This is a genomic window from Mesonia sp. K7, assembly GCF_003233725.1.
In the GTDB taxonomy this organism is placed as follows: Bacteria; Bacteroidota; Bacteroidia; order Flavobacteriales; family Flavobacteriaceae; genus Mesonia.
Genome location: NZ_QKQV01000002.1, coordinates 266122 through 277982, shown reverse-complemented (window position 1 = coordinate 277982; position 11861 = coordinate 266122). Strand labels below are relative to the sequence as shown.

Annotated in this window: 11 protein-coding genes; 9 read left to right on the top strand and 2 right to left on the bottom strand. The window is 30.8% G+C overall.

Features of this window, described 5'->3' with window-relative positions; all coding sequences use genetic code 11:
• Window positions 1-230: 230 nt before the first annotated feature.
• Together DNG35_RS02720 and DNG35_RS02715 are read right to left on the bottom strand one after the other, a co-directional pair.
• Window positions 231-1634 carry a hypothetical protein gene (locus tag DNG35_RS02720; protein WP_111126205.1) on the bottom strand — a complete coding sequence of 468 codons (1404 nt, stop codon included), beginning with the start codon at window positions 1632-1634 and terminating at the stop codon, window positions 231-233.
• Complete coding sequence (locus DNG35_RS02715; protein ID WP_111126204.1) at window positions 1624-3015, bottom strand: SMEK domain-containing protein; 1392 nt, start codon at window positions 3013-3015, stop codon at window positions 1624-1626. Before DNG35_RS02715 ends, DNG35_RS02720 begins: the two co-directional genes overlap by 11 nt.
• A 291-nt stretch (window positions 3016-3306) precedes the next feature.
• Here DNG35_RS02715 and DNG35_RS02710 point away from each other — a divergent pair, with 291 nt between their 5' ends.
• The 9 genes from DNG35_RS02710 to DNG35_RS02670 all read left to right on the top strand — a co-directional run bounded on the left by DNG35_RS02710 (window position 3307) and on the right by DNG35_RS02670 (window position 11765).
• Window positions 3307-4419: a site-specific integrase gene (locus DNG35_RS02710; protein ID WP_111126203.1), complete on the top strand. Its 1113-nt coding sequence runs from the start codon at window positions 3307-3309 to the stop codon at window positions 4417-4419.
• Window positions 4412-5416 (top strand): DUF6617 family protein, encoded by a 1005-nt coding sequence (locus DNG35_RS02705; RefSeq protein WP_111126202.1) that lies wholly within the window; start codon window positions 4412-4414, stop codon window positions 5414-5416. The genes DNG35_RS02710 and DNG35_RS02705 overlap by 8 nt, the downstream gene beginning before the upstream one ends.
• A gap of 211 nt (window positions 5417-5627) precedes the next feature.
• The gene (locus tag DNG35_RS02700) at window positions 5628-5924 is read left to right on the top strand and encodes a helix-turn-helix domain-containing protein (RefSeq protein WP_093026613.1); all 297 of its coding nucleotides are present in this window, start codon (window positions 5628-5630) and stop codon (window positions 5922-5924) included.
• A 2-nt stretch (window positions 5925-5926) separates the two neighbouring features.
• Window positions 5927-6223 carry a helix-turn-helix domain-containing protein gene (locus DNG35_RS02695; RefSeq protein WP_072349425.1) on the top strand — a complete coding sequence of 99 codons (297 nt, stop codon included), beginning with the start codon at window positions 5927-5929 and terminating at the stop codon, window positions 6221-6223.
• Window positions 6210-7118 (top strand): BT4734/BF3469 family protein, encoded by a 909-nt coding sequence (locus tag DNG35_RS02690; RefSeq protein WP_111126201.1) that lies wholly within the window; start codon window positions 6210-6212, stop codon window positions 7116-7118. Before DNG35_RS02695 ends, DNG35_RS02690 begins: the two co-directional genes overlap by 14 nt.
• A complete protein-coding gene (locus DNG35_RS02685) occupies window positions 7115-8854 on the top strand; it encodes a DUF3987 domain-containing protein (protein ID WP_111126200.1) in 1740 nt (579 codons plus the stop codon). Before DNG35_RS02690 ends, DNG35_RS02685 begins: the two co-directional genes overlap by 4 nt.
• Window positions 8855-9017: 163 nt before the next feature.
• Window positions 9018-9311 carry a helix-turn-helix domain-containing protein gene (locus DNG35_RS02680; RefSeq protein ID WP_111126222.1) on the top strand — a complete coding sequence of 98 codons (294 nt, stop codon included), beginning with the start codon at window positions 9018-9020 and terminating at the stop codon, window positions 9309-9311.
• Between the two features lie 20 nt (window positions 9312-9331).
• Window positions 9332-11395 carry a Piwi domain-containing protein gene (locus DNG35_RS02675; RefSeq protein WP_111126199.1) on the top strand — a complete coding sequence of 688 codons (2064 nt, stop codon included), beginning with the start codon at window positions 9332-9334 and terminating at the stop codon, window positions 11393-11395.
• Between the two features lie 58 nt (window positions 11396-11453).
• Entirely contained in the window at window positions 11454-11765 is a 312-nt protein-coding gene (locus DNG35_RS02670) for a DUF6660 family protein (RefSeq protein WP_027885454.1), read from the top strand.
• Window positions 11766-11861 lie beyond the last annotated feature (96 nt).

Below are 11861 nucleotides of genomic sequence, written 5' to 3'. Positions count from 1 at the left end.
GTGTTCATTTTTTGTTTTCATAAGTGACTATAATTAATGGTCTAATTTTTAGTCAACCTATTTCAGGAAAGTTCATTTCTCAAATGTGCTACAACGGTCTCGTATAACCGTCAGTTACGGGTTAATATGCGTTAATTTTCGGTTTGGCACGGACGTTAACAATTCCGCGTGGATTCGGACGTAGTCGAATCCGCCGTAATTGCGGTTATACATTGTTGGCGGTAGTTTTTTTACATATAAAAACTAAATTTTATTTGCGGTTTTTGGTCTTCTCCTAGATATTTTAGAATTTCTCCTACGTTTCTACTGCAATCGATTGTTATCGGAAACTTTCTGTCAAATTGTGTATTGTTCCAGTTCATTTTTGTCAAAGCTAAGATTTCATTGCAAATTTGTTCAGGTGATTCATCATATGAAAAAAGTCTAATTTCAATTGGACTTGGAATATATCTTCCTGGATAAGTTCCATAAAAATCCACAAAACCTCTTGTATATAAAAAGTGTCTTTGTTTATCAAGACTTAGCATAGTTCCTCTCAGAGGTGGATAGTTGCCTTCTCTGTATAATCTAAAATTTGTAGGCATAATCGTTACTAAATCCAACGAGTTAATGTTCATTTCTTCGGCAACTTTTTCAAAACCTTCAATTTCCTCTTCTGAATAATTAGAGCTTTTATGTATTACTAATCTTTGAGGGTATATTTTGACTGCTTCGTAGTATTCTTTTAGTGAATTATAAAGTAAATCGAAAGCTTGCTGTTCGGATAGATGTGGCTGTTTATCTTTTTTACTTTCTTTTACTGGTGTACCTCTTAAAATTACACCATTTCCTTGTTCATTAAATATCTGAGTTACGCTAGTTTGTGTTGTTGACTTGTCTCTGCTTTTATAAAAACTTATACCTGCAAAACAAGTGTTATTAGTTGCATCCTTTTTTAATGCCCAAGGTGTTCCAGATGCCTTATAATATAATGCAGTAAAAAAATTCCAAGCTATGGTAGCTTCATCTTGCATTTCTTTCGATGGTTTTACTATCCTATCTCTAACAATTTGAATTGGAATATTATATTCCATTGCTTTTGCTTTTAAGAGACGTCTAAAATTTATTTCTATTGAGAGATTATCTTCATCATCTTCGTCAACCTTAACAGTTTTAGTTCCATAAATCATATTAGTAAATTTCTCGTCTAAAACACAAAGGATAACGTCAGGATTTTTGTTTTTTGAGAGGAATTTAATTTCAGTTAGAAATAAGTTGACAGCTTTAATAATTAAATCGTCAATATCTTCAGATGATTTTTTTGCCTTTTCGAATATTGAATTATTTATTTTTCGAACATATGTTTCGTCATAAGATATTTCACTTTTAAAGGCAACTTTATCATTAAAACCGGGAAAATTCATAAACAAGTTCGGCTGTTTGCTTTTTTTTGGTTCGATATGACTTTTGCAAGTTTTTATCCAGCTAATTAAACTGCCGATACTGTCACTATTACCAACAAATCCTAAAACAATTTTATCAGGACGAACATTTTCAAAATCCGCAACTCCATATTTATATATCCCAGTTCTTGGGCAAATATGCTCGCCATTTTGAAATTGTAATATAGGTTCTTCTAGTAAACTAATTTCCATAATCACTTTTATAGGTTAAAGGAAGTCTAAAAGGCTCTTTAAAACTTATAAGGTCATAGTTTTCCTCTTCTTCACTTATTTTATTACTTAAACAATATGAAATAAACATAAAATGCTGATAAACTGCATTGTTGGATTCAAGTTTCTTTTTATTAGTAATTAAATCACTTTCAAACTTGTGTGTTCGATAACCGTCATAAGTGTAACTCCAAGTTGGTGTTACCGCTAAAAACCAAGTAGATTCAGATAAAAATGACTGAACTTTAAATGATAACTGTTGAAAGTGTGTGATTTGAGTTCTATCTTTATTCCAAACTTCTGCTACGACCGTTCTAGTGGCTTTCTTTTTATTTTTCCAACTAACTTTTCTGGACCTAATCAATTTTGGCGGACGAAATCTAAACATTCTCTCTTTTCTTAACCACTGAATATCTTTTTTATATGTCAATTCTTGGATTGTATTATCTATCAACCTTGATAAAGCTAGTTCGTATTTATAGCCACTTGAAGCAAATTCGTCTAAGGCAAACTCTTCGACAGTACCTATTTCAACTAAATTACTTAGTGGTTCTGAATTATTATCTAACGGCTTGAATGATATAATTTTCTTTTCAAAAACGTGCCAATCTCTTGAGTATGGAATGCCGTAGTGCTCAAAAGCTCTATTTAAGACGCTTCTCTCAGGTGCACTTTTTTTTAGTTTGTATTTTGTTTCCCAAGACTTCGTAATTATCTCATCTCTATTTACTCCAATTGTACCGACAAAAACTTTTTCAGGTAGTTCTATTTCTAATAAGTTTGGATAAAGAGTCTCTGTTATTAACTTATCTTTATTTTCTAAGACATTCTGTCTATACTCGATTTTTTGTTCGGTAAATTCTTGTTCGAATAAGTCTAAGACTTCTTGGATTTTTGGTAATGAAATCCAAGAGTTCACTTCAGTAAGTAGATTTTCAAAATCCAATATATTTTCTGATGAATCAAATTCAAATTCGTCATTTATAATTTCATCGAACTTTTTATCGCTGTAAGTTTTTTGCTTTTTTGTTATGATGTAAATAAGTAAAGAGTCGAATTCGTCTCTTTGCTTATGTTTTTTATATTGTTCAAGTGTATGCTTTACTTTTTCAGAATTTGCTGTTGAAGTTACTTGAATAGCAACTCTATTTTCATAGTCAATTAAGTCAATTGCAGAGTAATTTTTTTCTTCGAGATTGGCATTTTTTAAGCTTAGACCGTAGACGTAATTTAATATAGGAATAATTACATTTTCAGCGTGAATGTTAATGTCATAAAGGTTTTGGCTATTTAAAGTTTCTACTTCGGCTCTAAATCTTGCGATTAGTTCAGCAATTCTATCTATTGTCTTTTTTTTATTCACTGAGTTTATTTTGTTCAAATTACCGCCAACGGTTTGGGCTATGGTTTCGTTGCGTGAAAATCCGCGAGGATTTTCCGCCGTAAACCGAAGATAGCAAATTTGCGAGGACTTTCCGAGAGGAAATTCATTATATTTCTTTTGTTTGTTATCTACCTATTAATCATTGGTTTATATAATATTTCACGTTCTTTTTTGTTGCCAAACTACCCTTTTTTGCTTATATTTGTTGCCGTATTGTTGCCCATATAACACTCTTAAAACGCATAGTATAACACAGTAAATATAAGGAAAATGAAAGTTACTTTACGCCAACGTAGAAAAGGGAAACGAATTAGTTTATATCTTGATTATTACGAAAACGGAAATCGTAAGTACGAGTACTTGAAATTATATTTAACGCCAGAACCCGACAAAGGGTCCTTAACTAAAGCGCAGAAATTAGAAAACAAGAAAATCTTACAACTTGCTGAAAGCATCAGAGCCAAAAGACATTTAGAGGTACAGAATAATATTTATGGTTTTGAAAATAAAGAAAAGAAACAAGGCAATTTTTTCGTGTATTTAGAACAATGGATTGAAAGACGTTCAGAAAGTAAAGGTAATTTAGGTGTATGGAATAGTACTCTAAAACATTTAAAAGATTATCATCCTACGGGAATTTCTTTTGAAAGAATAGATGAAGAGTGGGTAGAAGGTTTTAAAGAGTATTTAGACAAAAAAGCACTTTCCAGAAGTAAAAGACCATTAAGCCAAAACACAAAATCAGCATATTTTAAAAAGCTTTTAGCTGTATTACGACAAGCTGTTAAAGAAAAAGTAATTCAATACAATCCTGCTATTTCAGTTGAAAATTTTAAAGAAGAAGATACACATATGGAATTTTTAACTTTAGAAGAAGTTAGAAAGCTTTTTAATACAGATAGCAGACATCCACAATTAAAAAATGCTTTTCTATTTTCCTGCCTTACAGGTTTACGTTGGTCAGATATTACAAAACTTCAATGGTCTGAAATCCAATATTCAGAAACCTATGGAAATTTTATTAGATTTAAGCAAAAGAAAACTAAAGGAGCTGAAACCTTACCAATTTCCGAACAAGCATTTGAATTGTTAGGAGAAAAAGGCGAATCGACTAAAAAAGTTTTCGAGAATATTAATAACGTTCAGAGAAATTATGACCTACTAAAAGAATGGGTTGGTGATGCAGAAATTAAGAAGAATATCACGTTCCATTGTGCGCGACATTCATTTGCAACATTACAACTGACTTTGGGTACTGATATATATACAGTATCAAAAATGTTAGGTCATAAGAATTTGAAAACAACTCAAATTTACGCTAAAGTAATTGATGACAAAAAGAAACAAGCAGCTTACAGAATAAACCTTAACCCAAATGGCTAAAGACTTATTTATCGACTTACTGTATGTGGAAAAGGTTACTGATGATAAAAGAACCGAAAACCAATTTAAAGAGCTTTTAAAAGGCTTTAAAAAGCAATACCTCAATACAACGCCTAAATATGAAATCGACTTCAAAAAGGCGTATTCTAACAAGCGTAAATACTATTTAAAATTAATAGAAAACGAGTACATCAAAAATTTTAATCAAATTAATGATGCACTTGATGCAAACTCAACAGCTGATCACTTGTCTTTTCTATATGATAATGCTCACCGTAAATTTTTAAATTATTTAACCCAGATTAAAAATTACATTTCAGATAATGTTATTGTTGAAAGTTTGTCTTTAAAGCCAATTCAAAATGATAAATCTGATGAAGCCTATATCATTTCATTTTTAAAAGCAAATGCGATGATGCTTTTTATGGAACTTCAAGAACGATTTTCAGAATTAAGTGATGCTGAAATTTATACAATAGAAGAACTGCACGAAGTATTTTTTAATGAAGAACCACCTCAAGAGTTAATTGTAAAATCCTATTCCGGTGCAGAAATAAAAACGGTCAGGAAACAAGTAAAACAAAGTTCAATTTTCAACGCTATACAAGGTGATTTTAGAAAGGAAAACAATGATGTCTTATCCTATAACGCACTTATTAATAAGATTAAACAAAGAGAATTTGCAAAATTAGAGGAGCTATTAAATGAAAAAGGCATTATAGATGATGAATATAACTTCATAAAGGATAGAGGTAATAAAATATTACTTGCAGCTTTTATGGTTAAGTTAACAGAAACTAAATATTTTAATGAAAGAATATTTTTTGACAGTAAACCATCTAAAAAAATAGAGCCTAAACACATTTATAAATTCTTTGCTTATAGGTATGGACCAAGTAGTAATGCAGGTAAAGAATACCGTAGATTTTTAGGTACTGAAAAAAGAGCCTATCAAAAATTAGTTGAAGCCAATTTTTGGCTTGACCAAATCAAATAAAACTTCACCTTTTAAAAGTGGTATTTTCTCTACTTAATACCAAATAGATAATACCAAAAACGGTGTAAAACATTGTTTTGCAATGGTTTAATAATACCATTTTTTCTCTTTTCTGTTATACCAAACACCTTTTTCAATATTTGTTATGTCCTTGACAATCAAGGATGACTTTTGCGCAGAAGTCCATTTTTAAATTAAAATTTATAATAAGATGGACGTTAAAATAATTGAACGTTTAGAACGCATCGAAAAGTTGTTAGTAGAACAACAAACGTTGCAAAAGCAAGTATTGAATTTCAATGAAACTTGCCAGTATTTAGAACTATCACAATCGCACTTGTATAAACTTACAAGTACGGGAGCCATTCCACACTATAAACCGAATGGTAAAAAAATCTATTTCCAACGTCAGGAGTTAGACCAATGGTTACTGCGTAACCGTATGGATTCCCAAGATGAAATCGAGCAACAGGCAGCTAATTATTTAATCAAAAAAGGAAGGATTTAGTTATGACTGAAATTATCGATTTACTCTTGGCACTCTCACAAGAGATTAAGGATTTAAAAGCACGTATCGAATTAATAAGAGCTACGAGAGCAGAACGCTTAAAAGATACGTGGATTGACAATCAGGACGTAATGCAAACGCTACATATTAGCCAACGGACATTGCAAACATTCCGTTCAAATGGTACAATTCCATATAGCAAGATACAAGGCAAGTTTTATTACAAAGTATCTGATATAGAGGAACTATTACAGAGCAATTATTATAACCCAAATTTTAAATGCGATGGAAATAAGTAAAGAAAGCATCTTAAAGAAAACGCATTATGGGTTAAATATTTACGCTTATGTATTAAGGCTGTATTATCCTAAATCAACAGTCCTTTCCTTAAAAGGAAGGGACTGCGGGATAACCCGTAACCCTTTTAACGGTGGTAAATCAACATTACAAATTAATGTTGTAGACAATAAAGCAATGCATTATGATACAGAATTAACCGATTTTAAAGGCGATGTATTCGATTTTGCATCCTATCATTTTAAACTTATCGAAGAAGAAGAATTGCTATTTAAAATTAATGAGGTAATGAATCTAAATTTTGAAGTTAAAAAGGAAGATGAATTATCCTGGATAGATGCACCTGATGATACTTGGTATGCTTACAGCAGTTTTTACAAAGCACCTATTAGAAATGTGTTTCCAACTGAAAAAGTAAGATTGCATCAAGTATTTGAGCGTATTACAAGCGATAAGTATAAAAGTATCACAGAGCAATTTAGAGCGATTAAAGACCCTAAAGAAGCACGAAAATTTAAAGCAAATCATTTTGATTATGTAACATTTTCAGGTGTGTTTTCTAAACGAAACGATGATAGCTTAATTGAGCATTCATCATTATTAACAATCGATTTTGACCATTTAGAGAGTCTTGAAGAACTAAAACAACAATTATTGAACGATGAATATTTTGAAACCGAATTGTTGTTTACATCACCTTCTGGAGAAGGTTTAAAATGGATAATTAGAATCGATGTATCTAAAGTGTCACACAACGAATATTTTATTGCGGTGGCCAATTACATAAAACAAACATATAACATTGAGGTTGACCAATCGGGTAAAGACATTTCCAGAGCGTGTTTTTTATCCCACGATCCATTGGCATACCTACATAAAAGACATCAAAAGATATGACAAAGATATTCAACCCGAAAGATTGGTTAGCTGTTCCAGAGCAAAAAGAAGTACCTAAAAAACCAATCAACAACAACCCAACAAGAGTTGTTGCAAATGATATTGAAACATATATCAACGCTTTAGAACAATCAGGTATCGATATTACAGATACTTATGAAAAGTGGCGTGATATTGGTTTTGCTATTTCAGAAGAATACGGAGAAGCTGGACGTGATTACTATCATAGAATTAGCAGAAATTATTCAGGTTACGACCATAAAGAATGTGACGAACAATATAACAAGTGTTTACAAGCAAAAGGACACGGTATAAGCATAGCAACCTTATACCACCATTTGCATCAAGTAGGTATTAAACCAAAACAGCAACAACAAGTTGTTGAAGTGTTGCAACAGCCAGAGGAAGTAAAACAACCATTGCCAACAATACCTACAACAGTTTACAACAACATACCAACATTTTTGCAACAAGTGGTACAACCATCAAGCAGTAATGAAGAACGTGATATTTTGTTGTTGGGTGCATTAACAGCATTTAGTGCTTGTTTCCCAAAATTGTTTGGTGTGTACGACCAACGTAAAGTGTTTAGCAACTTGTATTTATTTGTTACAGCACCAGCTTCAGCAGGTAAAGGAAGATTAAACCAAATTAAAAATTTGGTAAATCCTGTTCACAAACAAAAACGCGAACAATCCAAAACCCTAAAGCAACAGCATCAGGCTGAAATGGCTACTTATAATATGAATAAGGGCAAAAGTGAAACTATGGAAAAACCGAGTAAACCACCTGAAAGAATGTTGTTTATTCCGGCTAACAATAGTGTAACAGGTGTATATCAATTAATATCTGATAATGAAGGCAGAGGGTTAATTTTTGAAACAGAAGGAGATACATTAGCACAAGCCTTTAAAAGTGATTACGGTAATTATTCCGATGGTTTTCGTAAAGCATTTCATCACGAAACCATTAGTTACTATCGTAGAACGGACAGAGAGTATGTAGATATTGAAAGACCTTGTTTGTCAACGGTGTTATCTGGCACACCAAAACAAATTCAAGCATTGGTTCCAAGTGCTGAAAATGGCTTATTTAGTCGATTTATGTTTTATTATATGAATATCAAACCTACTTGGAAAAACGTTTTTCAAACCGATACAACCAACGGTTTAGATGAATATTACGACCAATTAGGAAAAGAATTTTTTGGGTTGTACAAAACCCTAAAAAACAATCCTGATATTGAAGTTAGGCTAACAATAGAGCAACAACAAAAGTTTAATGTGTTTTTTGAGAAGCTTCAAACCAAATACCTCAATCTTCAACCCGATGACTATATAGCAACCGTTAGGCGTTTGGGGTTAATAGCATTCAGAATTATAATGTTGTTTTCTGTTTTTCGCATTATGGAAGATGGCGATGTAAACCAAGTAAGATATTGTGAGAATATTGATTTTGATAATACGTTAGAAATGATAAGCGTATTAGTAAAGCACAGTAGTAAGGTGTTTAATGATTTACCTATTGAACAAAAAGAAGTAAAAAGAGCTAATCGAAAAGAACGTTTTTTAGAAGCACTACCTTATCAATTTACAAGACAAGACTACCTAAATATAGCCGACAAAAACAAGATTCCTCATAAAACAGCAGAAGGCTATATTACTAAATTTGTTGATGCTGGTCTAATACATAGGGAAGCTCATAACAATTATACAAATCCCACAAAAGCACAATAAGGATTTTGAGGATTTTAAGGAAACGAGGATTTATAAAAATACTTTATATCCTTAAATCCTTAACTTCCTCATTTCCTGTTTATAATTGTTAATATCTTTTTATTAGTTCTTATTTTCTTTTTCTTACATTAGACAAATATTGACAAGTCAAAATATCCCCAAAATGACGTTTGGAGAATACATCAGAGAAATACGAGAAGAAAAGCAATTATTATTAAGAGAAGTTGCTTCTCAAATGAATATTGATACTGCACTTTTAAGTAAAATTGAACGTGGTACTCGTATAGCTCGTAAAGAACAAGTTGAAGCATTAGCTAAAGCATTAAAGCAAAACAAAAGCGAATTACTTCAATATTGGTTAGCAGATAAAATTGTCTTTATGATAAAAGAAGAAAAAAACATTACGGAAATCCTCAAAATTGTAGAACAAAAAATTAATAGATTGAGCAAGAAGTAGAATTAATAAACCCAAGTCTTATGAGTCAGGAACTTTATTTTAATATCATAACATTTGATTTACCAGATAAACCAATAACTTTTTATTTAAGTAAAGAGAAAATTGGTAATGCTCAAAAGTTGTATAAAACAAAGTTTCCAACCAATATAGAAGATTTGTTTCCTGGTATAAAAGAAGAAAATCCTGATTTTATCTACACATCATTTATTTATGAAAAGGAAGGATATTTGCCTTTAAAACTCAATCTAAAAGAACAACCAACCGACTTAATAAAGCATTACTATAATTGGCGAATCAAAAAATTCTTTAAAAGCATAAAAAAACTTGTTGGTCAAAACTTTGTGAATGATAATCAAATTTGGATAGGTAATAGATCATATCAAAATAAAAGTTTTGCACAGTATTATAAGTTTACTGTCAAAGTACAAATTAAAGAAGTTAGTGAATATGGTGAGTTAGTTATTTCTTATGATGGTATGGCTAAAGTGTTTAAAAAACCTATTTCTGAAATTATAAAACATACCTCAACAACAAATCTTAATAAAGTTGTATATAAAATGAGGTTATTAAAATATCATAAGGAAAAGGAATTTATTGATGATAACACAAAGGCTTTTGCCATTTTGAATAACGATTTACGAACAGCTTTTAATATTCAACCAGAACCAAAAGATGATTCCAATAAATATATAAGTTATAAACACAAAATCGATAAGTTTATTCAGCATTTCATTTTAAGTGAGGAATTTAAGAAAGTTATCCCTGTTAATAATGACGATTACTTACCTGTAGAAATAAATCGAATTGGTGAAGTTGCTGATGAAAGCAATGATTTAGTGTTTCAAAATGGTGTTGGTAGAAATCCCAAAATTGATTTTAAGAATTTAAAGCCTTTAAATCCTTGTCAGTTAGATAATGTGCATTTCTTCTTTATATATCATACAAGTTATGCTAAAGAAGTAGAAGCATTGCAAAAATTATTGGAAGATGGTACAAGTTGGTATAAAGGTTTAAACATTTATGCAGGTGTTTTAGCACATTTCGATAATGATGTCAATATAGTATTTGATGATTTAGAAAATCCATTACCTCAAATTGCAAAGGGTATAAAAGATTTTAAATCTGACCCTAATATTAATTATGTTGCTATTTATTTAAGTCCTTTTAACAAGCACGAACCCAATCTTGAAAAAAAGTTAGTGTATTACAAGGTTAAAGAGCAGCTTTTATATAAAAGAATTATATCTCAAGTAATAGAGTTTGATAGATTTAGAAGAAATCAACATAAGTTTATATACGATTTAACCAATATATCATTAGCCTTATTAGCAAAATTAGATGGTACACCTTGGCAACTAAATGTCAAACCAAAAAATGAATTAGTTATAGGTGTGGGTGCATTTAAAAATACCGAAGAAAACATTCGATATGTAGCGAGTGCATTTAGTTTTAAAAATAATGGAAGATTTAATGAATTTCATTATTTCAGTAAATCTGATGTTAAACAGTTAGGGGGTGCATTAAGTGATGCTATCTATCAATACGTACCAACAAACCAAATACCTGAAAAAATAGTGATTCACTTTTATAAGGATATGAAGGATGAAGAAATACAACCTGTTTTAGAAATGATGGATAAACTTCAATTGCCTTGTCCTCTTTTTGTTCTTAATATTAATAAAACAAAATCACAAGATATTATTGCTTTTGACCAAAATTGGAATGGTGAGTTAATTCCAATGAGTGGCACATATATAAATATTGGCCCTAAAGGAGAATATAAATATTTACTCTTTAATAATTTGAGGTATAACAATACTGTAAAATACCCAAGTCATTCAAGTTATTCATTTCCAATAAAACTTAAAATATCAAGTCCTACACCAGAGGCTTTAAATGATAGTAAAATGATTAGAAAGCTAATAGAGCAAGTGTATCAATTTAGTAGGCTATATTGGAAATCCTTACGTCAACAAAACGTACCAATAACAATTAAATATCCTGAAATGGTTGCAGAAATAGCACCTCGTTTTGAAAGCAAGGAAATACCACCTTTTGGTCAAGAAACCTTATGGTTTTTATAATCCGAAGCCTTTTTTCTTTGCACAACCATTGCATTAAAAAATTCTTATATTTGCCTTAATGAAATTTTTAGCATTCATATTGTCAATCTATATCTTCACACTAAATTTAGTGCCTTGTGAAGATACAGGTACTTTTGACAATGAAGTTAAAACAGAAATTTCTCAAGATTTAGGTGATAACCACCAACATCAAGATGCAGATTTATGTTCCCCATTTTGTATTTGCCAATGTTGCCATATAAACGCAACTTATTTCAAATTCGCAGAAATAAAATTTGAGTTTAAATACAATTCTTCTCAAGATTTTCTCTACTTAAACGGTATAAAAAAAGATTTTACCACTTCCATTTTACAGCCACCACAGGCATAATTCAGTTTTTTTAAAGGATAATTATATCCTTTTTTGACCAAATCCTGGTTCTCATACTAGATCCTTGGTCCTATTGATAGATTTTGTTAGGCACAA